Annotated in this window: 25 protein-coding genes; 15 read left to right on the top strand and 10 right to left on the bottom strand. The window is 69.5% G+C overall.

From position 1 onward, the window contains the following. Nucleotides 1–93: 93 nt before the first annotated feature. The 4 genes from FKR81_RS09755 to FKR81_RS09740 all read right to left on the bottom strand — a co-directional run bounded on the left by FKR81_RS09755 (nucleotide 94) and on the right by FKR81_RS09740 (nucleotide 4,362). Nucleotides 94–849, bottom strand: coding sequence for a chitosanase (locus FKR81_RS09755; RefSeq protein ID WP_222598209.1), 756 nt, complete (start codon nucleotides 847–849; stop codon nucleotides 94–96). Nucleotides 850–1,014: 165 nt separating this feature from the next. Then, nucleotides 1,015–1,548, bottom strand: coding sequence for a hypothetical protein (locus FKR81_RS09750; protein ID WP_146350642.1), 534 nt, complete (start codon nucleotides 1,546–1,548; stop codon nucleotides 1,015–1,017). 97 nt (nucleotides 1,549–1,645) lie between these two features. After that, nucleotides 1,646–2,437 carry a chitosanase gene (locus tag FKR81_RS09745; RefSeq protein WP_328593134.1) on the bottom strand — a complete coding sequence of 264 codons (792 nt, stop codon included), beginning with the start codon at nucleotides 2,435–2,437 and terminating at the stop codon, nucleotides 1,646–1,648. A gap of 176 nt (nucleotides 2,438–2,613) precedes the next feature. Then, on the bottom strand, nucleotides 2,614–4,362 hold the full coding sequence (locus FKR81_RS09740; RefSeq protein ID WP_146350641.1) for a S8 family serine peptidase: 1,749 nt from the start codon (nucleotides 4,360–4,362) through the stop codon (nucleotides 2,614–2,616). A gap of 195 nt (nucleotides 4,363–4,557) precedes the next feature. Here FKR81_RS09740 and FKR81_RS09735 point away from each other — a divergent pair, with 195 nt between their 5' ends. Next, nucleotides 4,558–5,670: a sugar ABC transporter substrate-binding protein gene (locus tag FKR81_RS09735; RefSeq protein ID WP_146350640.1), complete on the top strand. Its 1,113-nt coding sequence runs from the start codon at nucleotides 4,558–4,560 to the stop codon at nucleotides 5,668–5,670. Here FKR81_RS09735 and FKR81_RS09730 read toward each other — a convergent pair whose 3' ends face one another. Together FKR81_RS09730 and FKR81_RS09725 are read right to left on the bottom strand one after the other, a co-directional pair. Continuing rightward, the gene (locus FKR81_RS09730; RefSeq protein ID WP_235921419.1) at nucleotides 5,671–6,414 is read right to left on the bottom strand and encodes a hypothetical protein; all 744 of its coding nucleotides are present in this window, start codon (nucleotides 6,412–6,414) and stop codon (nucleotides 5,671–5,673) included. A gap of 41 nt (nucleotides 6,415–6,455) precedes the next feature. After that, entirely contained in the window at nucleotides 6,456–6,806 is a 351-nt protein-coding gene (locus tag FKR81_RS09725; RefSeq protein ID WP_146350639.1) for a hypothetical protein, read from the bottom strand. A 236-nt stretch (nucleotides 6,807–7,042) separates the two neighbouring features. On the opposite strand from FKR81_RS09725, the gene FKR81_RS09720 reads away from it, so the two are divergent. From FKR81_RS09720 to FKR81_RS09700, 5 genes are all read left to right on the top strand, one after another. After that, entirely contained in the window at nucleotides 7,043–7,252 is a 210-nt protein-coding gene (locus FKR81_RS09720; protein ID WP_146350638.1) for a cold-shock protein, read from the top strand. An 87-nt stretch (nucleotides 7,253–7,339) separates the two neighbouring features. Continuing rightward, nucleotides 7,340–8,077: an IclR family transcriptional regulator gene (locus tag FKR81_RS09715; protein ID WP_235921418.1), complete on the top strand. Its 738-nt coding sequence runs from the start codon at nucleotides 7,340–7,342 to the stop codon at nucleotides 8,075–8,077. An 81-nt stretch (nucleotides 8,078–8,158) separates the two neighbouring features. Then, on the top strand, nucleotides 8,159–10,957 hold the full coding sequence (locus FKR81_RS44305; protein WP_222598208.1) for a glycosyltransferase family 2 protein: 2,799 nt from the start codon (nucleotides 8,159–8,161) through the stop codon (nucleotides 10,955–10,957). After that, nucleotides 10,954–11,763 carry a DUF4397 domain-containing protein gene (locus tag FKR81_RS09705; RefSeq protein ID WP_146350637.1) on the top strand — a complete coding sequence of 270 codons (810 nt, stop codon included), beginning with the start codon at nucleotides 10,954–10,956 and terminating at the stop codon, nucleotides 11,761–11,763. Before FKR81_RS44305 ends, FKR81_RS09705 begins: the two co-directional genes overlap by 4 nt. Then, a complete protein-coding gene (locus FKR81_RS09700; protein ID WP_222598207.1) occupies nucleotides 11,760–12,386 on the top strand; it encodes a class F sortase in 627 nt (208 codons plus the stop codon). Before FKR81_RS09705 ends, FKR81_RS09700 begins: the two co-directional genes overlap by 4 nt. Here the strand turns inward: FKR81_RS09700 and FKR81_RS09695 are convergent. Then, nucleotides 12,372–13,139, bottom strand: coding sequence for a citryl-CoA lyase (locus tag FKR81_RS09695; RefSeq protein WP_146350636.1), 768 nt, complete (start codon nucleotides 13,137–13,139; stop codon nucleotides 12,372–12,374). The two genes, FKR81_RS09700 and FKR81_RS09695, sit on opposite strands and share 15 nt — an antisense overlap. Further along, nucleotides 13,139–14,278: a CaiB/BaiF CoA transferase family protein gene (locus FKR81_RS09690; protein WP_146350635.1), complete on the bottom strand. Its 1,140-nt coding sequence runs from the start codon at nucleotides 14,276–14,278 to the stop codon at nucleotides 13,139–13,141. Before FKR81_RS09690 ends, FKR81_RS09695 begins: the two co-directional genes overlap by 1 nt. Before the next feature lie 111 nt (nucleotides 14,279–14,389). On the opposite strand from FKR81_RS09690, the gene FKR81_RS09685 reads away from it, so the two are divergent. The 3 genes from FKR81_RS09685 to FKR81_RS09675 are packed head-to-tail and all read left to right on the top strand — an operon-like array spanning nucleotide 14,390 to nucleotide 17,375. After that, nucleotides 14,390–15,376: a Bug family tripartite tricarboxylate transporter substrate binding protein gene (locus tag FKR81_RS09685; RefSeq protein ID WP_146350634.1), complete on the top strand. Its 987-nt coding sequence runs from the start codon at nucleotides 14,390–14,392 to the stop codon at nucleotides 15,374–15,376. After that, entirely contained in the window at nucleotides 15,373–15,834 is a 462-nt protein-coding gene (locus FKR81_RS09680) for a tripartite tricarboxylate transporter TctB family protein (RefSeq protein ID WP_186762882.1), read from the top strand. Before FKR81_RS09685 ends, FKR81_RS09680 begins: the two co-directional genes overlap by 4 nt. Then, nucleotides 15,834–17,375 (top strand): tripartite tricarboxylate transporter permease, encoded by a 1,542-nt coding sequence (locus FKR81_RS09675; RefSeq protein ID WP_146350632.1) that lies wholly within the window; start codon nucleotides 15,834–15,836, stop codon nucleotides 17,373–17,375. Before FKR81_RS09680 ends, FKR81_RS09675 begins: the two co-directional genes overlap by 1 nt. Before the next feature lie 31 nt (nucleotides 17,376–17,406). Here the strand turns inward: FKR81_RS09675 and FKR81_RS43455 are convergent, their stop codons facing one another. Next, a complete protein-coding gene (locus tag FKR81_RS43455) occupies nucleotides 17,407–17,544 on the bottom strand; it encodes a hypothetical protein (protein WP_186762881.1) in 138 nt (45 codons plus the stop codon). Nucleotides 17,545–17,672: 128 nt separating this feature from the next. Between FKR81_RS43455 and FKR81_RS09670 the strand changes: the two genes are divergently transcribed. Genes FKR81_RS09670 through FKR81_RS09655 form a run of 4 tightly spaced genes read left to right on the top strand, consistent with a single transcriptional unit; the run spans nucleotide 17,673 to nucleotide 20,830 of the window. Then, nucleotides 17,673–18,569: a glutamate ABC transporter substrate-binding protein gene (locus FKR81_RS09670; RefSeq protein WP_146350631.1), complete on the top strand. Its 897-nt coding sequence runs from the start codon at nucleotides 17,673–17,675 to the stop codon at nucleotides 18,567–18,569. Then, the gene (locus FKR81_RS09665) at nucleotides 18,566–19,183 is read left to right on the top strand and encodes an amino acid ABC transporter permease (RefSeq protein ID WP_146350630.1); all 618 of its coding nucleotides are present in this window, start codon (nucleotides 18,566–18,568) and stop codon (nucleotides 19,181–19,183) included. Before FKR81_RS09670 ends, FKR81_RS09665 begins: the two co-directional genes overlap by 4 nt. Next, nucleotides 19,183–19,950: an amino acid ABC transporter permease gene (locus FKR81_RS09660; protein WP_146350629.1), complete on the top strand. Its 768-nt coding sequence runs from the start codon at nucleotides 19,183–19,185 to the stop codon at nucleotides 19,948–19,950. The genes FKR81_RS09665 and FKR81_RS09660 overlap by 1 nt, the downstream gene beginning before the upstream one ends. Further along, nucleotides 19,931–20,830, top strand: coding sequence for an asparaginase (locus FKR81_RS09655; protein WP_146350628.1), 900 nt, complete (start codon nucleotides 19,931–19,933; stop codon nucleotides 20,828–20,830). Before FKR81_RS09660 ends, FKR81_RS09655 begins: the two co-directional genes overlap by 20 nt. Here FKR81_RS09655 and FKR81_RS09650 read toward each other — a convergent pair. Beyond that, nucleotides 20,820–21,260 (bottom strand): ester cyclase, encoded by a 441-nt coding sequence (locus FKR81_RS09650; protein ID WP_146350627.1) that lies wholly within the window; start codon nucleotides 21,258–21,260, stop codon nucleotides 20,820–20,822. The two genes, FKR81_RS09655 and FKR81_RS09650, sit on opposite strands and share 11 nt — an antisense overlap. A gap of 83 nt (nucleotides 21,261–21,343) precedes the next feature. Between FKR81_RS09650 and FKR81_RS09645 the strand changes: the two genes are divergently transcribed. Beyond that, on the top strand, nucleotides 21,344–21,976 hold the full coding sequence (locus FKR81_RS09645; protein WP_222598206.1) for a TetR/AcrR family transcriptional regulator: 633 nt from the start codon (nucleotides 21,344–21,346) through the stop codon (nucleotides 21,974–21,976). A gap of 54 nt (nucleotides 21,977–22,030) precedes the next feature. Next, complete coding sequence (locus FKR81_RS09640) at nucleotides 22,031–22,753, top strand: LuxR C-terminal-related transcriptional regulator (protein WP_146350626.1); 723 nt, start codon at nucleotides 22,031–22,033, stop codon at nucleotides 22,751–22,753. The last annotated feature ends 2 nt before the right edge of the window (nucleotides 22,754–22,755 follow it).

Raw genomic sequence — 22,755 nt, 5'->3', positions numbered from 1 at the left:
TCTGCGGCGCGGGTGCTGAATGGTAAAGTGTTGAATTCGGGTGTTGTGGGATTGGGAGCGTCATGACGCTCCCAATCACTCACGACCCGTCGGTCACTTGATCTCGTAGCTCTCGCCGTAGACCTTCCACCGCAGCGGCGTGTTCAGGTCGAGGTTGCCGTTCTTGAGGAACACGCGCTGCGCCGTGTCGATCCGGCTCGTGTCGGCGTGCGCGGGTTCCTGCTTCATCGCCCACACACGGGCGTCGAGGTAGGCGTTGAGCCACGTGGTCTCGTCGCCGCCTTGCGTCGGCGGCTTCGCCTTGGCGAGCGCGCGGGAGCGGATGGCGTTGAAGCTGGTCCTGTCGTCGCCGTTGCCGTGCACGACGAACGTGTCGTAGTAGGCGAACTGGCCGAGCGCGCGGAGACCGTCCAGCTTGGCCGCGGTGACGGCCGGGTTGAAGTACACGCGGTCGCGCTCGGACTCCTGCGAGTTCTGGAAGATCCAGTCCTTGGCCGCGGTCTTCCAGTCCGTCGTGAACGTCGGGTCGAGACCGGCGTGCGACGACGTGCCGTTCACCTTGCGCAGCGCGGGAAGGTACTTCTCCAGCACGTTGGCGACGGGCTTGCGCCGCTGGTACAGCTCGACGAGCTCGAGCATGTCGCCGGTGCCGGAGCAGAAGCCGATGATGCCCGCGGTGTAGCCGCGACCGTCCTTGATGTCCTCGATGTAGCCGAACTGGCCGCGCCAGTCGAGCGTCGAGTTCTCCGCGCTGGACACGATCTGCATCGCGATGTCCTTCTTGCGCGGTTCGGCGAGGTCGGCGGCCGAAGCCGTGCCGGTGGTGGTGACGAGGGCGACGGCGGCCATGAGCGCAGCCGTGAGCCGGCCAGAGATCTTCACAAGGGTCCTTTGTGCACGGTGAAGTGGGCTCGGCGGCGACTGCGAGGACGGTAGCCAGGCCATCCCCGCCTCAGCAAGGGATGCTCTATTTCGAGACGGCCACGAGAAAACGGCAGGCGCTGGGTACCGCGCTCAACGGATGACGGCGGCGAGGAAGAGGAACGCGACGGACTCGGCGAGCAGGAACCAGCCCTTGGTGCGATCGAGCACCTTGTCCGAGATCAGCTTGCCGAGCACCAGCAGGGTGAACGCGACCGTGCCCGCCGCGAGCCCCGTCCAGTACGCCCGGTGCTCGTCGGCGCTGAAAGCTCCGAAACCACGGGGGTAGCAGAGCAACGCGAGCACTCCCCACACGCAAAGGATGATCTCGACCCGACGCCGCACCTGCCGGGTCAGCGCGCCGCGATTGAGGAAGTAGAGACCGGTCGCAGCAACGACACCGCCGGGAAGGATCCAGCCGGCCACGGTGGACAGCACCGGCACGGGATCCACCACCGCGGCCGTCCACGGCGCGATGTAGGGCCAGAACAGGAAGTACAGCAGACCGAGCACGGCGACGAACGGCAGCAGCACCAGCGTCTGCCTGGCCTGCGACATCCCGCGCAGGCAGATGTTGAGCTCGGTCAGGACGTCCTCGGGTTCGGCCCCGCGCCTGTTCTTCGCCACGGACGGCACCTTACGGCTCGTGAGTGCTTTCCGTCGTCGAGACGGCCACGAGAAAACGGGCCGCCGCTGACGCGACGGCCCGTTCACGAACAGCGGTTCACTTGATCTCGAACGACTCCCCGTAGACCTTCCACTTGAGCGGGGTCTTCAGGTCGAAGTTGCCGTTCTTCAGGAACACGCGCTGCGCCGTGTCGACGCGGCTGGTGTCCTCGTGCGCCTGCTCCTGCTTCATCGCCCACACGCGGGCGTCGAGGAACGCGTTGAGCCACGTGGTCTCGTTGCCACCCTGTGCCGGCGGCTTCGCCTTGGCCAGCGCGCGGGCGCGGATGTTGCGGAAGCTCGTCTTGTCGGAGCCGTCACCGTGCATGACGATCGCGTCGTAGTACGCGAACTGGCCGAGTGCGCGCACGCCGTCCTTCTTGGCCTGCGACACGGACGGGTTGAAGTACACGCGGTCGCGCTCGGACTCCTGCGCGTTCTTGAAGACGGAGTCCTTGGCTGCGGTCTTCCAGTCCTTCGTGTAGTTCGGGTCGAGACCCGCGTGCGACGACGTGCCGTCCACCTTGCGCAGGGCGGGAAGGTACTTCTCCAGCACGTTGCCCGGCTTGCGCTGCGAGTACAGCTCGACCAGGTCGAGCATGTCACCGGTACCCGAGCAGAAGCCGATGATGCCCGCGGTGTAACCGCGACCGTCCTTGATGTCCTCGATGTAGCTGAACTGGGCGCGCCAGTTCAACGACGAGTTCTCCGCGCTGGACACGATCTGCATCGCGATGTCCTTCATGCGCGGGTCGTTGAGGTCGGGGGCGGCGGAGGCGGTGCCCGACGTGGTGCCCACGAGCGCCACGCAGGCCAGCAGAGCGGCCGCGATGCGGCCAGAGATCTTCACGTGATTTCCTCCGGGCAAAGGGGGTACAGGGGAACCCGGCGGCGGTGTTGATGAAGGTAACCGGTGCAGACCATTACTGGCAAGAGTCTTTACTATTTCAGTAATCCTTTACAGCGGACGAAACGGACGAAGGCCCCCAGCCGGTGAGCTGGGGGCCTTCGCGTCGAGCTGGTGGATCAGATGAAGCTGCCGCCGCGGGTCACCGCGCCGTAGGCGTCCACGATGCCGCGACCGTAGAAGCCGTTGAACTTCGCGTCACCCTCGCAGGTGGCGTCGAACTCCGGCGTGCGGCCGACGTTCACGTACGACACCGTGCGCGGGTTCGGGCAGGCGCGCTGGATGGCGGTGCCGTAGAGCACCTTCGCCACCTTGTCCGGGGCCAGCGTGAGGCCCGGACGGCCCTTGTCGTTCTTGCCGTACTGGCTGACGATCAGCGCCGCGACACCGGAGGCGTGCGGAGCGGCCATCGAGGTGCCCTGCAGGAACTGGTAGTAGCCCACCGAGTTGCCGCTGACGGCCTTCTTGACACCCGCCGCGACACCCTGAGGCGTGACGTTGCCGTCGGCGTCGACGTTGCCGTCGGCGATCGCCACGTTCTTCGGGTACGTCGACAGGATCAGGTTCTCGTTGGTGCGGTACCACTCCGTGCCGAAGAAGTCGCGGAAGTAGCCACCGGGCGCGGAGATCGCGGTCTGCTCGACACCGTAGTTCGAGTAGTCCGCCTTGAACGTCGACGGGCCGAGCGCCGACACCGAGATCACGTGGTCACCCTCGGTCGGGAGGTTGAGGCACGTGGCGTTGTCGACCGGACGCGGCCGGGCGTGGTCGGGCGGGTAGTTCGGCGACTGCACGTCCTGGCGCGGCTTGCCCAGGTCCTCGTGGTTGTTGCCGGCCGCACCGATCAGCGTGACGCCCTTGCGGTGGGCGTAGTTCAGCGCGCGCTGAACGGACTTGATGATCGTGCGCTGCTCCAGCTGCTCCTCCGCCGAAGCGGTGGCGTCGTTGAGGCAGTTCATGTACCACGGGTCGACGTAGAACGACATGTTGATGACGTCCAGGCCGACGTCGGCGCCGTAGGTGAGCGCGTCGACGACCGGCTGCAGGAAGAACGAGCCCGCGTCCTGACCGCCGCGGATGTTCACCAGCGACACGTTCGGCGCGACACCGGAGACACCGAAGCCGTTCGCCGCGGCACCGATGGTGCCCGCGACGTGCGTGCCGTGGCCGCCGTCGTCGTGGTTCGCCGGGTCGACGCAGCCGCGGAACTCGCACGGGCCGTCGAACACGCCGCCGTCGGCGTCGAACGGGATGTCGACGGTGAAGTTGCGCGACAGCTCGTTGTTGAAGTTCGGCGCGATGTCCGGGTGCGTGCCGTCGACGCCCGTGTCCAGGATGCCGACGTAGACCTTCTTGTCGCCGGCCTGCTTGGCGCGGGCGATGTCGGAGCGGACCAGCTTGAGGCCCCACAGGTCGCCGTCGAGCGGGTCCATGCCCGCGGTGGCGGCCTTCTGCGACTGCGCCGACGCCTTGGGCGCGGCCGTCTTGTTCTCCTTCTCCACCTCGTCGCGCTTGGCGCCCGGCTTCGTGCCGGACTTGGCGGACGGGGAGTGGCCGATCGGCTTGGCGCGGGCGGCACCGGACACGGCGTCCGTGGCGGACACCTTCTGCACGAAGCCGGTGGCGGGAGCCTTGGCGGTCAGCAGGCCGACCGCGGCGTTCTCCTTGACGACCTCGCCGCCGGCGGCCTTGATCGCCGCGACCGCGGCGTCCCGGCTGGCGCCGTCCTCGACGAGGACGGTGTACTCGGTGGTCTTCTCCTGCCCAGCAGACGCGGCCGGGGCGGCGGCCGCCTGCGTTCCGGCGGCCAGCAGCGTCAGCGTTGCCGCGACCGCCAATGCCGAAGGAACGGTTCTGCGTGTTCTCACCTGAGCTGTCTCCTCACACGCGATGCACCCGATCAGGGTCCAAGGGCGACACCCTGACACGGAAAGATCTGTTGCGTTAGCGCCTTTCGTAGGAGGTGACGACTGTAGTCGATCAGAAACGCAGCGTGATGGCCGGTGTGAATGTACGACTGAAATCTTGACTTAACACACCGGCAAGTAGTGGAGTCCGCATTCATGCGAACACCGCTGGGAATGTTGGTGGCGGGTTGCCTGGTTCTTATGCTGGCCGCTTGTGGCGGCCGAGCAGGGCAGGGTGCTGCCCCGACCGGGCCCACCAAGGCGGTGAAACCGATCGTGGGTGTAGTCCTTCCTGACCGAACGACTTCGGCGCGTTGGGAAGAACAGGACCGGCCATTGCTGTCATCCGCGCTGAACTACGCGGACATCGAGCCGTTCATCATGAACGCGGAAGGCGACGAGACGAAGTTCGCGTCGATCGTCGACCAGATGGTGGAGCGCAAGGTCAAGGTCCTGATGATCACCCCGCTGAGCAAGGAGGGCGGCCTGTCCGCCCAGCGCAAGGCCAAGGCGGCGGGCATCCCGGTGATCGACTACGACCGCGTGACGCTGGGCGGCGAGGCCGAGTACCACGTGGGCTTCGACAGCGTGAACGTCGGACAGCTGCAGGCGGACGGCCTGCTCCAGTGCCTCGGCAACAAGCCGGGCGCGCAGATCATCGAGATCGAGGGCGCCCCGTCCGACCACAACGCGACGCTGTTCTCGCAGGGCCAGCGGGCCAAGCTCGGCGCCAAGTACGACAGCGGCGTGCTGAAGCTCGTGAAGAGCCAGCCCGTCGAGGACTGGGACAACGTCCTCGGTGGACAGTTGTTCGAGCAGATCCTCAACGCCAACGGCGGCAAAGTGGACGGTGTGGTGGCCGCGAACGACGGCCTCGCCGGTGCGGTCATCGACGTGCTGCGGCGCAAGGGAATGGCGGGCAAGGTGCCCGTGACCGGCCAGGACGCCACTGTGGACGGACTGCGCGCGGTGCTGCGCGGCGACCAGTGCATGACCGTGGACAAGCCGGTGCGCGACGAGGCGGAGGCCGCGGCGCGGCTCGCCATCGCGATCGCCAGGGGCGACACCGACGGTGCCGACGACCTCGCGACCGGCAACATGCGCGACCCGGTCGCCAAGCGTGACATCAAGGCCGTGCTGCTGGGTGCCACGCTGATCACCAAGAACACCGTCCGCACCCTCGTGACCAGCGGTGTCGTCAAGCCGGCCGTGCTGTGCGCCGGCGACGTCGCACCGATCTGCACGGAGCAGAACATCGTGTTCGGCTAGCTAGTTGTCCGGTAAGTCGTGCCTGCCGGAGATGAACTCCTGCACGGCGATCTTGGCGCGGATGATCGGCTGGCGCAGGCGCGCCTCACGCCGGTACGCCGTGGTGAGCTTGCGGGAGCCCTCCGCGTAGCGCCAGCGCGCCCACGGAGAGCCCGGTCTGGCCAGCCGGACGGCGCCGATCACGGGCACGACCGGGAGCAGCAGGCCGAGCAGCCCGGTCCAGATCTTGCCCTTGAGCAGGGCGACGATCGCGAAGCAGAGGTTCACCAGGATCGCGACGATGCGCAGCGCGAACGCGTCAACGGGTGTGGAGTCGGGGTTGAGGTCGAGCAGGTCGTCGTAGCCGAGCGGCCGCGCACCCAGCAGGAACAGCCCGGTCAGCCCGACCGCCAGGAACACGGCGTCGACCGACAGCCTGCCCGCGTTCGTCCAGTACACGTCGCGCAGGTGCAGGATCAGCGCGAACTCGTCGAGCACGAGCGCGGCCCCCACGCCGAGCATCGCGGCCAGGCCGAGCCGCGCGCCGTGCATGTCGTCCGGGATCACGAGGCCGCCCACGCTGGACACGAGCAGCAGCACGGTGCCGAAGACGACGTGGTGCACGTGCGTGTCGCCGTGCACGATGTTGCCCGGCCACCAGCGCACCTTCGCGCGGATCAACCGGACGCTGATCCGGATGAACACGAACGTGAGTACGAGCCCGACGAAGAAGAACATCAGCCGGGAACTGCCGGAGCTGAGCAAGCACTGCCCCCTGGAGCCAGCGAAAGGTCCAGGTTACGCCTCTAGAAGCTCACGTCGCCGTGGATGTCGCGAGCCTGGACGACCTTGCCGTGGACGGTGCCGCTGACCTGGTTCGTGACGCCGCCGGTCTCCGCGTGCAGCCGCACCGCGGCCCACTCGGCCCGCAAACGCTTGCCGAACTCGGGGTCCTCGCTCTCGACGCGCTCCAGCTGCCTGCCGAGCTCCTGCACCTCTTCGGAGTCCTCGGCCGCTTCAGTGAGGTTTTCGGCGGCTTCGAGTGCCGCGGTCGCGTCCGGATCATCCGCGAAGCGAGCCTTGACGAACTGGTAGAGACCGACCACCGCACGGCCAGCCAACGCGGCTGCGATCGAGATGAGAACAGGCTCTGCCATCACTACCTCCAGTGGTCAAGATCTGACGGTATCAGTGCCAGAAGGCTGCTCGACTGAGAGTGGGGAAGCGTGGTTGACTGTCTGCGGTCGTACGTTTCTGTGTTCGTGTTTCACCCACGCTCGCGGAACGAAGTTGCGAACGTGGTGCTTCCTCCAGGTACCGGAGAAGTGGCCGTTCGGACTTGACCCGGTGGTCGCGAGCGCGATCCGGCACCTGTTAGAGGAGAAGTAGCAAGATGGCAGTACAGGGCACCGTCAAGTGGTTCAACGCGGAGAAGGGCTTCGGCTTCATCTCCCCTGACAACGGTGGCGCCGACGTGTTCGTCCACTACTCCGAGATCCAGGTCAACGGTTACAAGAGCCTGGAGGAGAACCAGCGGGTGGAGTTCGAGATCGGTCAGGGCCAGAAGGGCCCGCAGGCGCAGGGTGTTCGTCCGGTCGCCTGACCCCCTTTTTCGCTGAGGCCGTCGTCCCGCTCGGGACGGCGGCCTTCGCTTTGCCTCCACCAGGTGGTTCGGCTGTACCGTGTAGTGGTGGCGGACGACGGCGCGGTGCGCAGCGTGACCAGGGCTCTGGACCTGCTCGGACACTTCACCGAGCGGCGCATGGTGTGGTCGGTCAGCGAGCTGGCCCGCACCTCCGGGCTGCCGAAGACGACCGTCGTGCGGCTGGTCGCGACACTCGCCTCCACCGGGATGCTGTGGGAACGGCCGGATGGCCAGGTCACCGTGGGTGCCGGGCTGCTGCGGTGGGCGCGCCTCGCGCGGGCAGGGTGGGAGCTCCCCGAGTCCGTGCGCGAGGTGATGAGCGACCTGGCCGACCGGTGCGGGGAGACCGTGAACCTGTACGTGCGTCAGGGTTCTGTCCGCGTGTGCGTCGCCCAGGCCGAGGGGCCGCAGACGTTGCGGCACGTCGTGCGCACCGGTGACGAGCTGCCGCTGTGGGTCGGCGCGGCCAGCAAGGTGCTGCTGACCGCGGCCCCCGCCGACGTGCTGGACGCCATGGTCGAACGGGCTGGGCCCGCGCTGGCCGACGCCGTCGACCGGGCACGGGCCGAGGGTTTCGCGGTGACCCACGGCGAGCGCGAGTCCGGTGCTTCCGGTGCCGCCGCACCGATCCTGGACGCCGCCGGCGTCGTCGTCGCCGCTCTCGCACTCGGCGGACCCACCGCCCGGTTCACCGACGAGCGGGTCGCGTCGTTCCGCGACGAACTGGTGCGGGCCGCTCGGGCCGTGTCGCGGCTCGGGCTGCCGCCCGTCGTGTCCGGCTAGCGGCTTGTGGTGCCGACTGCGTAGGCGCACTCGTCCTTGGTGACGATCCGTCAACGGTGAAACGTCCCTAACGTCCGACCGGTGATCCCGTGGTGGTTGCTCGTCGTCGCGGTCCTCGGCGTCAACTTCACGCTGTGGGGTGCGATCGGGCTGCTGCGCGCTCTCACGAGCCGCGGAGGCGGCACGCCACCGGACACGAGGCTGACCGTCGACGACGTGGCGGTGCTGATGGCCGCGCACAACGAGGAACTGGTCATCACCGAGAGCCTCGAGTCGGTCGCGAAGCTGTTGCCGCGGCACAACATCCACGTCGTGTCGGACGGGTCGACGGACCGCACGGTCGAGCTGGCGCGGTGGCAGGGCGTGCACGTGGTCGAGACGCCGGAGAACGTCGGCAAGGCGGGCGCGCTGGAGGAGGGCATCCGGCGGTTCGGGCTCGTCGACCAGTACGCGGTGGTGCTGCTGCTGGACGCGGACACGCGGCTGGAGCACGACTACTTCGAGCACACGCTGCCGTTCTTCGACGACGACAACATCGTGGCGGTCGCGGGGTGCGCCACGAGCGACTGGAGCACGCCACCGCGCACGACGCTGGGCGCGTTGCTGGTGACGCACCGGGCGCGCGTCTACGCGCTGACGCAACGCCTGCTGAAGTACGGGCAGACCTGGCAGCCCACCAACGCCACGTTCATCGTGCCGGGGTTCGCGAGCATGTACCGCACCCGCGCGCTGCCGAAGATCAAGATCGATCGGCCGGGGCTGGTGATCGAGGACTTCAACATGACGTTCGAGGTCTACCGGCAGCGGCTCGGCAAGGTCGGGTTCTCGCTCGCGGGCCACGCCGCGACGCAGGACCCGGACGCGTTCGAGGACTACCTCAAGCAGACCCGGCGGTGGGCGCTCGGGTTCTGGCAGTCGGTGCGACGGCACCGGCCGCGCGCGGACCTGTTCTCCGCGATGCTCGCGTTGTACGTGCTGGAGGTGCTGGTCAGCAGCGTCCTGCTGATCGTGGCGCCGATCCTGCTCGTGCTGCTCCTGCTGCCCGAGGTGATCCCCGAGCTCGCGAGCTGGGGCGTCAGCGAGTCGATCTCCCACTACGTCAACGCGCGGTCGATCCTGCTCGGCGTGCTGGTGCCGGACCTGGTGCTGACGCTGGGCGTCGCCATCGCCGAGCGACGCGCGCGGTACCTGCTGTTCGCCGCGTTCTACCTGCCGCTGCGGGTGGTCGACGCGTGCACGGCGCTGCGCACGTTGCCGCGCGCGTGGCTGGAGCACTCGACCGGGCGGTGGGTGAGCCCGGCGCGGCGCAAGGTTCAGCGCAACGGGGCCCGCGGTGCGGGCGTGCCGAAGCTCGGCGCGGTGCTGGCCGGCGCGGCATCGCTCGTCGTCGCCCTGCGGGTGCTGCTGGTGTCGGTGACGCTGCCCGCGTCCGGCGCCGAGCACCGGCTCGTCGACGCCGCGTTCGGTGCGCTGAAGGATCTTCCGGCCGGGACCGGTGTCACCGAGCTGCAACTGCGCGGCTACCTGTCGGTCACGCGGGCGCTCGAGCGGCACGACGGCGTGCTGGTGGCCGCGCGCGAACTGTCCGCCGTGGCAACGGCTGTGGCCGCGGTGTCGGTGGTGGCGCTGCTGGTGTTCGGGCTGCGGATGCGTCCGCTCGCGGCGGGGATCGCGGTGCTGCTGCTGGCGTTCAGCGGTCCCGCAGTCGTCGCGCTCACGCCGGTCGGCACGGGTGTGCTCGCCGCCGCGTGGATCGCGCTCGCCGCGGCGCTCCTGGTGCCGGGCGTGCAGAGGCGCGACGGTTTCCTGCTTGCGCTCGGCGGTGCGGCGGCGACCGCGGCCGTGCTCACCGCGCCGATCCTGCTCGTCCCGCTGTTCGCCGTGTGCGCGCTGCGCTGGCCGTACCTCGCCGTGGCCGCGGTCGGGGCGCAGGTGCTGCTGGCCCGGAGGCTGCCGTCGGACGTCGCGGACGCGCTGACCGTGGAGCAACGGGCGGTGCTGCTGGTGACGGCCGTCGTCGTCGCGCTGGTCGCGTTGCCGCGCAAGGAGATCCGGCCGTTCGCGGTGCTCGCGCTCGTGCTCGCCGCGCAGTGCGCGTGGCTCGGCCAGTCCGGTGACGTGCTGCTGCCCGCGCTGGCCGTGCTGTCGGCGGTGCTGCTCGCCGGACTGCTCGACGCGGTGCACCGGCCGCTGCTGCTCGCGAACGCGATCGTGCTCGCCGTGGTGGTCGCGGTCGCCGGAACGCTGCTCGTGCCGCGCACCGGCCGCTGGCACGACGAGGCGCGCCTCGCCGCGTGGATCACCGCCAACACGACCCCGACCTCGATCCTCACTGCCCCACCGGGGTTGTGGTCGGAGCTGCTGCACGCGGGTCTTGCCCCGGCCCGCGTGCATCGGGCCGGCCCGGCCACCTTCGACGTGGTGGCCGGTGCCGGTGCCGGTGCCGGTGCCGTCGTCGCCCGGTTCGGCGACTACACCGTCCAGTACCGCGACCGGCCGTCCACAGAGGACTCTTTCGTGCGTGCGGACGCCGGGCGCCAGCTCGCCGCCAACCCCAGGCTGCTGGTGTCCGACGAGGTCGGGCGGGCGCTGCGCGACGGCGAGGTCGACCTGCGCGCGATGACGCTGCTCGCCGGGCTGAGCAGCACGCACGAGCTGGTCGTCGCGGACGTCCGCGCCACCGAGGCCGAACGCGGGCTGGGCACGCCGCGCCGCGAGGTCGTGCTGTCCGCTGTGGATGGTCGTGGCGTCGACTACCCGCAGTCCGAGCAGGTCCTGCTCACCTGGCTGAAGGCGCAACAGGCGCCGTACGCCCCGGCGAGCACCCGGATCACTCCGCAGGGAGCGGTCATCACCTGGCTAGTGCAGGAGGGATCATGAGAAATCTCGCTGTCGCCGCTGTGGCCGCGGTCGTCGCCTCGTTGGTGTGGGTGGTACCCGCCGCCGCGGCGACCGGCACCTACCTGAGGCTCGCGCACCTCTCACCGGACACCCCGCAGGTCGACGTCACGGTCAGCTCGTTCGAGCACCCGGAGGCGCCGCTGCGGATTCCCGGTGTGGGCTACGGGGCCCTGTCCGACTACCAGCGCGTCCAGCCCGGCACGTACACGATCGCGATGCGGCCGGCCGGTGCCGACCCGAGCAGTCCGCCGGTCATCTCGGCGACGCTGCCCGCGGCCGACGGCAAGGCCTACACCGTCGCCGGGCTCGGCAAGTTCGCCGCGCTCTCGTTGAAGGTGCTCGACGACGACATCACGCTGCCGCCGTCCGGCCAGGCGAGGATGCGCGTCGTCAACGCGGCACCGGTCACCGGTGACCTGAAGATCGTCCGCGGTGACGCGCCGGTCATCGAGAACGCCGCGTTCGGGTCGGCCACGCCGTACGCGCTCGTACCGGGCGGCACGACCGGGCTCAAGGTGACGCCGAAGACCGGTGCGTCGCTGGACCTGCCGGTGACCGTCGAAGCCGGTGGCGTGTACAGCGTTCTGGTGCTGGAGCACGAGGGCAAGCTGTCGACCGTGGTCCGCACGGACGCCAAGGGTGCCGAGGTCGTCCCGGTCGGCGGCCAGCAGACCGGCGTCGGCGGCATGGGCGTGCCGTGGCAGCCGTTCGCGCTGGGCCTGCTGATCATGGCTGCGTTCTTGGTGCTGCCCAAGAAGGATCGTGCGAACCGAAGGGTCGCATGATCCGTGGACTGCTGAGCGCACTGCTGCCGCTGGTGCTGCTCGCCGGCGACGCGACCGCCATGACGCGTCCGGACGAACCGAAACCGCTGTGGGAGCCGGTGGAGGTGCCGTCCGGGCCGCCGTCGTGGGGGCCGGTCGCCGTGCAGCCGGTCGCGCCACCCCTCGTGGACGGGGCGGTGCCGCGACCGGTCGGTGTGCGCGTGCCGTCGATCGGGGTGGCGAGCCCGCTGGTGGACCTCGCCGTCGACGGCACGGGCGCACTGGTGCCGCCGCAGCGGTTCGACGTGGCCGGGTGGTACGCGGCCGGGCCGGCACCGGGAGGGCGTGGGCCGGCGATGCTGGCCGGGCACGTCGACTCCCGCGCCGGGCCCGGCGTCTTCTACCGGTTGCACGAGCTGCGTCCCGGTGACGAGGTCTTCGTGTCCCGTGTGGACGGAAGCGAGCTGCGGTTCGTCGTCAGCAAGACTTACTCCACGGCCAAGACGACGTTTCCCACCGACCTCGTGTACGCGCCGACGCCCGTGTCCGAGCTGCGGCTCGTCACGTGCGGCGGCGCGTTCGACTCCGCGTCGCGCAACTACTACGACAACGTGATCGTCGAGGCCGTTCTAGAGGTCCCTTAGCGCGGGGCCCGTGTAGTCCGCGAGCAGCGGGCGGGGGATCGGGCCCTTGATGCGCACGCCGGACTGCTGTTCCTCCCACGCGTGCGCCAGGATCCCGACCGACCGGGACAGCACGAACAGCCCCCGGCCCAGCTCGGCGGGGAAGCCCAGCGACGCGTAGATCAACGCGGTCGCGCCGTCGATGTTCATCGGCACCGGGTCGAGCTGGCGCTCGATCTCCATGGCCACCTTCAGGTACCGGTCGGTGATCACGCCCTTCGCCACGGCGTCCTCGACGAGCCCGACCAGCGGGTCGCGGCGCGGGTCGCGCGGGTGGAACCGGTGCCCGAAGCCGGGCAGATACCTGTGCCAGCGGCGGTACTCCGCGACAGCATCGGCGAGCGGGAGGTCGCAGTCGGCGATGTCGGTGTACATCCCCATGGCCTGCTGACCGGCGCCGCCGTGCACGTCGCCGAGCAGGTTCACGCCGGTGGCGACGGCGTTGTTGAGCCCGACCCCGCACGTCGCGGCCATCCGCGCGGCCGCGATCGACGGTGCTTGCGGGCCGTGGTCGACCGCCGCGACGAGTGCCGCTTCGAGCAACGCGGCCTCGTCCGGCGTGGGGAGCTCTCCGCGCAGCAGCAACCAGATCGTCTGCGGGAACGACGCGGACCCGATCAGCTGCTCGATCGGGTAGCCGCGCAACGCGATCTCACCCGGTCTGATCCGCACCAGCGCGGTCTGCCACCACCCCGTCACGGTCTTCTCGTCCATCACAGCACCTCCGCGTTGTGCTCACCCAGCAGCGGCGGCGGCGACTTCGGCACCGACGGCCTGCCGTTGACCCTGATCCCGTTGCCCAGCACGCGGATCGTGCGTTCCGGCGCACCGGGGAACGGCAGCTCGTGCACCAGGTCGCGCGCGGCGAGCTGGTCGAGTCCGAGCGCCTGCGGCACGGTCAGCACCCGCGCGGCCGGGACGCCCGCCTCGGACAGCGTCGTCTCCCAGTCGGCTGCGGAACGGCCGGCCAGCCCGGTTTCCAGCTCGTCGCGCAGCGCCTCGCGGTGCACCTTGCGGTCCTCGCGCAGCGCGAACCTCGGGTCGGCGACCAGCTCGGGGCGGTCCACCAGGCGGCACAGCGTCTCGAACTGCTCCTGCTTGTTGGCCGCGATGTTCAGCTCGCCCTCGAGCGTCCGGAACGTGCCGGACGGCGCGGCGGTCGCGTTCTCGTTGCCCAGCGGTGTCGGCTCCTGGCCCGCGATCAGGTAGTTCGACACGGCCCAGCCCAGCGCGGTGATCGCGGTCTCGAGCATGGACACGTCCAGGTAGGAGCCCTCGCCGGTGCGTTCGCGCTGGACGAGCGCGGCGCAGACCGCGAACGCCGCGGCGAGCCCGCCCATGGTGTCCGCGATCGGGTAGCCGGCCCGCAACGGCGCGGCCTCCGACGTGCCGGTCACGCTCATCATCCCGGCGAGACCCTGGATGACCTGGTCGTACGCCGGCCGGTCGCGCATCGGCCCGGTCTGGCCGAACCCGGAGATCGCGCAGTAGACGAGGCCGGGGTTGATCTCCCGCAACGTCTCCCAGGAGAAGCCGAGCCTGCTGAGCACGCCGGGGCGGAAATTCTCCAGCACCACGTCTGCGGTCGCCACCAGCCGCTGGAAGGCCTCCTTGCCCTCGGCGGACTTGAGATCCACCTCGACGGACCGCTTGCCGCCGTTCTGCGCGAGGAACGACGCGCCGAGCAGGCGGGTGTTCAGCTCGGGGTCGGCACCGAGCTGACGTGCGAGATCACCGGTGCCCGGCACCTCGATCTTCACGACGTCGGCGCCGAACAGCGCCAGCTGGTAGCTCGCGAACGGCCCGGCCAGGACGTTCGTCAGATCCAGCACGCGAATCCCGTCGAGGAGCATGCGGCCGCCTTTCCTGTGAGCCTTGCCACCGCCGAATGGGGGACATATAGTCCCGTGAAACCGCCTGGCGGTTTGAACGTACCACTAGACGGACCGAAAGGAAGACGTGCAATGAGGCCGTCCTTCAGAGCAGGACTCGCTGCCGCCGCAGTTGTGACCGCGTCCGCCTGCGGTCAGTTCACCGACACCGCAGGCGGCGGTGGACCCGCGTTCCCGACGCGGAACCTCGAGATCATGGCTCCGGCGGCGGCCGGTGGCGGGTGGGACCTCACGGCTCGCACGATGCAGTCGACGTTGCGCGACGAAAAGCTGTTCGAGAAGTCCATCGAGGTCAGCAACGTCGTGGGCGCGGGTGGCGCGACCGGACTGCAGCAGCTGCTCAGCAAGGGCAAGGGCGACCCGCACCAGTGGATGGTCACCGGGCTGGTCATGATCGGTGCCGCGGAGCGCGCCAAGAACGGCAGCGACCTCACCCAGGCCACGCCCATCGCGACGCTCACCGCCGAGGCCGAGGCCATCGTCGTGCGCTCGGACTCCAAGTACCAGAACATCAAGCAGCTGGTCGACGACTTCAAGGCCAACCCGGCGTCGGTGAAGTGGGGCGGCGGTTCGGCAGGCGGCAGTGACCACCTGGTGGTCGGGGTGCTCGCCAAGGCGGCCGGTGCGGACGTCAAGAAGATCCAGTACGTCGGCTACTCCGGTGGCGGCGAGGCGAAGGCGGGCATCCTGTCCGGCGACGTGACCGCCGGTGTCTCGGGTGTCAGCGAGTTCAAGGCGAACATCGAGGCGGGCCAGATGCGACTGCTGGCGGTGACCAGTCCGAAGGGCACGGCGGGCGCGCCGTCGCTGAAGGAGTCCGGCTACGACGCGGAGCTGATGAACTGGCGCGCCATCGTTGCGGGTCCCGGACTGAACGACGCCGACCGCACCACGGTCATCGGGATGATCGACAAGATGCACGGCTCGGCCAAGTGGAAGGAAGCGCTGGCCAAGCAGGGCTGGGAGGACTTCTACAAGAAGGACACCGAGGCGCGGAACTTCATCGCCAACGAGACGATGCGGATCTCCGAGCTCATCAAGGAGCTGGGGCTGTCGTGACCGCTCCCGCCACCACGGCGTCGACGCGCGGCGAGCTCGCCTTCGGGCTTGTGCTCGTCGCGCTGGGCGTCGTCGCATTGACCCAGGTGCGGGCGATCGCGGGCAACGAGGGCTGGGCGGTGAGCGGGCCCCGGTTCGTGCCGCTTCTCGTGTGCGCCGCCTGGGTTCTGCTCTCCGTCGTCTACGTGGTGCAGGTGTTCAGGCGGCTCGGCGGATCCGGTGAGTTCGACCGGACCGCCGCGCTGCTGATGGCCACGCTGATCGGCTACGCGTACGTCGTCATCCCGCTCGGCTACGTGCTGTCGACCGCGGTGTCGTTCGTGCTGACCGCGCGAATCCTGGGCAGCCGCAAGGTGGTGCGCGACGTCGTCGCCGGCGTGGTGATGGCGCTGGTCGTGTACTTCGCCTTCACCGAGCTGCTGTCCATCCGACTGCCACGAGGGGTGCTGCCGCTGTGATGGACCTGATCGAGGGCTTCGCCACCGTGCTGCAGCCGCTCAACCTGCTGTTCGCCGCGCTGGGCGTGACGATCGGGACGCTCGTCGGCGTCCTGCCCGGTATCGGGCCCGCGTTGACGATCGCGCTGCTGCTGCCGATCACGTTCAACTTCGACGACCCGACCGGCGCGTTCATCATGTTCGCCGGCATCTACTACGGCGCAATGTACGGCGGCTCCACGACGTCGATTCTCCTGAACACACCAGGAGAGTCGGCGTCCGTGGCCACCGCGATCGAGGGCCATCAGATGGCTCGCAACGGACGTGCCCGTGCCGCTTTGGCCACGGCCGCAATAGGTTCGTTCGTCGCGGGCGTGATCTCGACCGTGCTGCTGGCGTTCGTGGCCGCGCCGATCGGCGCGCTGGCCGTGAAGTTCCAGGCCGCGGACTACTTCGCGCTGGCCGTGCTGGCCATGGTGTCGGTGACCGCGTTGCTCGGCGCGTCGCTCGTGCGCGGGCTGATCTCGTTGGTGCTGGGCCTCTTCCTCGGCCTGGTCGGCCTCGACCAGGTGACCGGCCAGGTGCGGTTCACGTTCGGCGCGCCGGTGCTGACCGAGGGCATCGGCATCACCATCGTGATCGTCGGGCTGTTCGCCATCGGCGAGGTGCTGCACTGCGCCTCGCGGGTGCGTTCGGGCGAGGACACCATCGCACCGCTGGAGAAGGCTTCCCTGCGCACCGGCTACCTGTCGCGGTCCGACTGGGCGCGGTCGTGGCGGCCGTGGTTGCGCGGCGCGGCGATCGGTTTCCCGTTCGGCGCGCTGCCCGCCGGTGGCGCCGAGGTGCCGACCTTCCTGTCGTACACATACGAGAAGCGGCGCGCGGAACGCGCCGGCCGTGAGGACTTCGGCCACGGCGCGATCGAAGGCGTCGCCGGTCCGGAGGCCGCGAACAACGCGTCGTTCTCCGGCGTGCTGGTGCCGCTGCTGACGCTCGGCCTGCCGACGTCGGCGACCGCGGCCGTGATGCTGGCGGCGTTCCAGATCTTCAACCTCCAGCCGGGCCCGCAGCTGTTCCAGACGTCCAGCTCGCTGGTGTGGGCGCTGATCGCGTCGCTGTTCGTCGGCAACGTCCTGCTGCTCGTGCTGAACCTGCCGCTGATCCAGATCTGGGTGAAGGTACTGCTGGTGCCGCGCCCGCTGCTCTACGGCGGCATTCTCGTGCTGGCCACGCTGGGCGTGTACTCGTTGTCCGGCAACGTGTTGCAGGTGTTCCTCGCGTACGGCATCGGCGTGCTCGGCTACTTCATGCGGCGCTACGACTTCCCGATCGCGCCGGTCATCCTCGGCGTCATCCTCGGCCCGATGATGGAGACCCAGCTGCGCCGCGCGCTCGTCGTCTCGGACGGCAGCTTCACCGCCATCGTGACGCGCCCGCTGACGCTGGCGATCCTCCTGCTGGCCGTGGTCGCGCTGGTCCTCCCGTACGCACCCGGTGTGCTCGCACGGGTGCGCGGACGGCGGATCGAGACGCGGAAACTGGTGTTCAGCGACGAGGACTAGGTGCGCGCCTGGCGAGCGCGCACCTCGCCGATCAACACCAGCGCTGGTAGTCGAGGTCGTTGCAGGCGATGACGCGGATGCCGTTGCCGTGGCTGTCGTCCAGACACTCGGCCATGCGCTGGTGCTCCACGCGGCTCGACGGCCGCCTGTCGTGACGCTGGGGAGCCAAGGGCTCGTTGGCACTCCTTTGACCTTGACCGAATAGTCGACCCGACCACGCATGTCGCCTATTGATGCAGGACCGGACGCCAAGCACCCCTTGTGTGCGGGCGAACGCGCGCAGTAGCGTCCGGACCCATGGGGATTCGGTTGACATCGTTGTCGGTGCTCCTCGCACTGGTCGCGGGGTGCACCGGCGGCCCGAGTGGGGTGCCCGGCTCGACGTCGACCGCCGACCAGCTGCTGGCCAAGGCGCCGGTCGCGGGCGAGTTGCCCGCCGGATCCACCATGGACAAGATCAGGAAACGCGGCGAGCTGCTGGTCGGCGGCTCGCTGGACGCGCCGCTGCTCTCGCAGCAGAACCCGGCCACCGGTGAGGTGTCGGGTTTCGACGCGGAGCTGAGCAAGCTCCTGGCGAAGTACATCATCGGGCAGCCGAGGACGAAGCTCGTGACGGCGACGTCCGAGACGCGGGAACCGTTGCTGTCCAACGGAACCGTGGACGTGATCTTCCAGACGTACACGATCACGCCGAAGCGCGCCGAGCAGGTGGCGTTCGCCGGGCCGTACTACGAGTCCGGGCAGTCGATCGCGGTCGTCAAGGGCCACGAGGAGATCAAGAAACCCGAGGACCTCGCGGGCAAGACGGTGATCGCCGGTGCGAACACGCCGTCGATCGCCGCGATCCAGAAGGTCGCGCCGACCGCGAAGATCGTCGAGTTCGGCTCGGACCCCGAATGCCTCGCGGCGCTCAAGCAGGGGCGTGGCGACGCGTACGTGCAGGACCAGGCGTTGCTGATCGCGGACGCGAGCCTCGACCCCGAGCTCCAGCTCGTCGGTGAGCCGTTCACCACCGACCCGTACGGCGTCGGGCTCGAGCACGACGACGCCGAGTTCAAGACGTTCGTCAACGACTGGTTGCGCGAGATCCAGCGGTCCGGCCTGTGGCACGAGGCGTGGCGCGGCTCGATCGGCACCGTGGTCAAGGGCGAGGCGCCGGTGCCTCCAGCGATCGGTTCCGCAGAGGGCTCGTGAGCCTGCTCGCGGAAGGTTTTCTCAGCACGGTGGCGCTCACGTTGCTGTCGTTCGCGGGAGCGTTCTCACTCGGGGTGTGCGTCGTCGTGCTCCGCGTCGTGCCGGTGCCGGTGCTGCGAGCTGTCGGCACCGCGTACGTCGAGACGTTCCAGAACGTGCCGCTGCTGGTGTGGCTGGTGCTGTTCGTCTTCGGCCTCCCGGAGGCCGGGATCACCTTCCCGCTCTTCTGGACGGCCGCGCTGGTGATCTCGCTGTACGAGGCGGCGTACGTCGCCGAGGCGCTGCGGTCCGGCGTGAACTCGGTGGCGCGCGGTCAGGGCGAGGCGGCGCGGGCGCTCGGGCTCACCACGGCCCAGTCGCTGCGGCACGTCGTGGTGCCGCAGGCGCTGCGCCGGGTCGTGCAGCCGGTGGCGAACATCGCGATCGCGTTGACGATGGCGACCTCGCTCGCGGGCGCGGTCGGCGTCGTGGAACTGACGCGCGCGGCGAACCGGATCAACCTCGACCTCGCGCAGCCCGTGCTCGTGTTCGCCGGCGCGGGGCTGTGCTACCTCGGGCTGGCGGCGGGCATCGGCGCGCTGGCCGGTCTGGTGGAACGGAGGGTCGCGCACTGATGTTCGACCCGCCAGGCCCGCGCGCCCGCAGGCGCACCCGCGTCGTCACCGCGGTGTCCCTTGTGGTCGTCGGCGCGCTGGTCGCGCTGGCCGTCCGGCAGTTCGCGGACAACGGCCAGCTGAACCCGGACCGGTGGCGGCCGTACCTGACCTGGCCGATGTGGCGCTACCTGCTGATCGGCCTGCGGGCGACGGTGCTGGCCGCGGTGGCGACCGGCGTGCTCGCGATGGCGGGCGGGTTGCTGCTCGCGGTGACCCGCAGCCGGATCGCGCGGGCGTACGTCGAGGTCATGCGCACGGTCCCGGTGCTGCTGATCATCTACGTGATGCTGTTCGTGCTGCCGTCGTACGGGCTCGACCTGCCGCTGTTCTGGAAGCTCGTGGTGCCGCTGGCGCTGTCGCACGCGGCGTTGTACGCGGGGATCTTCCGCGCCGGTGTCGCGGCGGTCGACCGCGGGCAACGCGAGGCGGGCCTGTCGCTGGGCATGACCGAACGCCAGGCGCTGCGCGCGGTCGTGCTGCCGCAGGCGGTCCGCAACATGGCGCCGTCACTCGTCAGCCAGACCGTCGGCCTGCTCAAGGACACCGCGCTCGGCTACGTCGTGAGCTACACCGAGCTGCTGCACAGCGGCCGGGTGCTGGCGAACTACAACCACCTGCTCATCCAGACCTACATCGTCATCGCCGTCGTCTACCTCGCGGTGAACCTCGCGCTGTCCCAGCTGTCCCGGTACCTGGAGGTCTCCCTTGCACGAACTGCTCGCTGAGGTCACCCGGTCCGGGTTCGTGGAGAGCCTGCACCACGGCAGCGTCGTCGGCATCGCGCCGAACGGCTCGGTCGCCGTGCACCGCGGCCGGGTCGACGACCTGGTGCTGCCGCGGTCGTCGATGAAACCGTTCCAGGCACTGGCATGTCTCGACGCGGGCGCGGCGCTGCACGGACCGGCGCTCGCGATCGCGGCCGGCAGCCACACCGGTGAGCAGCGGCACGTCGACGTCGTGCGCGAGATCCTGGGCGACCTCCCGGCGACCGCGTTGCGGTGCCCCGAGTCGTGGCCGGAGGACGAGCCGACGCGCGCGCGGCTGTCCGTGCCGTCGCGGATCAGGATGAACTGCTCGGGCAAGCACGCGGCGATGCTCGCGGCGTGCGTCGCGCGCGGCTGGCCGACCGAGAGCTACCTCGACTTCTCCCACCCGCTGCAGAAGAGCGTGCGGCACGGCCTGGAGGAGATGGCCGAGGAGCAGTCGGGGCACATGGCGGTCGACGGGTGCGGCACCCCGCTGTTCGCGCTCTCACTCGTCGGCCTGGCGCGCGCGGTGCGGGCGCTGGTGGTGACGCCGGTGGCGCAGGCGATGCGCCTGCACCCGGAGTTCGTCGGCGGCACCGGCCACGTGAACACCGAGGTGATGAGGCTGCTGCCGGGCGTCGTGGCCAAGGGCGGCGCGGAGGGCGTGCTGGTGCTGGGCACCGTGCTCGGGCACGCGGTGGCGGTGAAGGTGATCGACGGCAGCCCCCGCGCGACGACGGCGATCGGGCTGACCGCGTTGTCCGCCATGGGTTTCGACGTGTCGGACGCGGCCGAGCTGCTGAGCGTCCCGGTGACCGGGGGCGGCCGGGTCGTCGGCGAGGTGCGCGTCAGGTGGTGAGCGCGGCAGGGGAGACGCCCAGCTGCGCGAAGATCGTGGCCATGTCGCCGTAGACGCGTTCGCAGACGAGGCGGTCCTTCTCGAACAGGAAGAAGGCCGTCATCCGCACCTTGAACGCGCGCCCGGTCGGCTCCTCGCCGAGCAGGCTGCCGCGGTGCGTGCCCTCGAGCTCGAACTCGACGATGACCGCGTCGTCGGCGTGGTGCAGCTCGATCAGCTTGTTGCGCTGGTCCGGGAAGGCCTTGCGGGTGCGTTCGTAGTAGGCGCCGACCTCTTCCGCGCCGTCGAACACCTGGCCGGTCGCGACGAGCTCGTAGCGCGGGTGGTGGAACGTCCCCAGCGTCGTGTCGAACTCGTGGTCGTTCTCCGAGTCCATGTGCTCCAGGACGATCGCCTCACGCAGCGCACGCAGCGCCTTGGATTCGGTCATGCCGGCAAATCCTCCCCGGAAAAATCCAGCTACGTACGCTGTACGTCGCAGCGAAGCTACTCCACCACGTATCGTTTGCGCCAGTGTCCGAACTTCGTGAACCGTTGACCCGCGCGCGCATCGTGGATGCCGCGGTGCGGCTGATCGAGCACGAGGGCGTTGGCGCCGTTTCGATGCGTCGCGTGGCGGCCGAGCTCGGCGCGGGCACGATGTCGCTCTACAACCACGTGCCCAGCAAGATCGCGCTGCTCGACTACGCGGCCGAGCAGATCATGGCGGACATCGAGCCGTACACCGTCGAGACCGACGACTGGCGCGACCACATGAGAGCGCACGCACGTGCGGTGCGCGACCACGCGCGCAAGCACCCCAGGGCGTTCGTGCTCCTCGCCACCCGCAGGATGAGCGGTGACGTCGGGCTTCGGCCGATCGAGGTGGCGCTGATGAACCTCGAACGCGCCGGGTTCAAAGGCGAGGTCGCGGTGCGGGTGGTCCGGGCGATGGTGTCGTACCTGCTGGGTACGCTCACACGGGAGATGGCGACGACGCCGGAGCTCGGCGGGGTCGCGCTCTCGCCGTACCAGCCGATCGACCCCGAGGCGTTCCCGCGCTCGTCGGCGGTGCTCGACGAACTGGGCCGGTACGACCACGACATGGAGTTCGAGTTCGGGCTGGAACTGATGATCAAGGCGCTGGAGCAGTACTCGGAGGGATGAGACTCGTGCGTTTGGACGAGGACAACCACTCCGTTCGGTAGGACCGTGGGGGCCATGAACCTCCTGCGGGTGCTGCTCGTCGACGACCACCAGATGCTCACCGAGGCGTTGTCGGCGAAGCTCTCCACCGCGCCGGACCTGTGGGTCGTCGGGTGCCGCACGACCGACGACCAGCACCTCGCGGACACCGTCCACCGCTTGCGCCCCAACGTCATCACGATCGAGATCGAGCAGTACGGCCTCGCGATCGCGGACGTGGTCGGCGCGCTGAAGGAGGCGTCGCCCACCACGCGGATGGTGGTGCTCACCGCCAGCCACGACCACCTCCAGGCCGTCGAGGCGGCCCGCGCGGGCGCGGACGGGTGGGTGCACAAGTCCAGCTCGACCGAGCACCTCGTCGACGTGCTGCGCGGTGTGTGCCGCGGCCAGGCCAGCTTTCCGCCCGAGCACCTCGGTGCGGTGCTGAGGGAGCTGCGCGAGGACGTGCGTCGGGTGCGCGACGGCGGCGGCCCGCTCGACGCGTTGAGCGCGCGGGAACGCGAGGTGCTCCAGGCGATGGTCGACGGCCTGCGCGGCGACGAGATCGCGGGGCAGCTCAAGGTGTCCGCGAACACCGTGCGCACCCACACCCACAGCATCTTCACGAAGCTCGACGTGCACAGCAGGCTGGAGGCCGTGTCCGTCGCGCGTGCTGCGGGTGTACGACCGCACGCCCATGCCGACGGCGTAGCACCGCTCACCCCGCGGCGTGATCCGGTGACCGGGACCGGTGCTTAATG

The organism is Lentzea tibetensis (assembly GCF_007845675.1).
Lineage (GTDB): Bacteria > Actinomycetota > Actinomycetes > Mycobacteriales > Pseudonocardiaceae > Lentzea > Lentzea tibetensis.
This window is presented reverse-complemented; position numbering and strand designations above follow the sequence as displayed.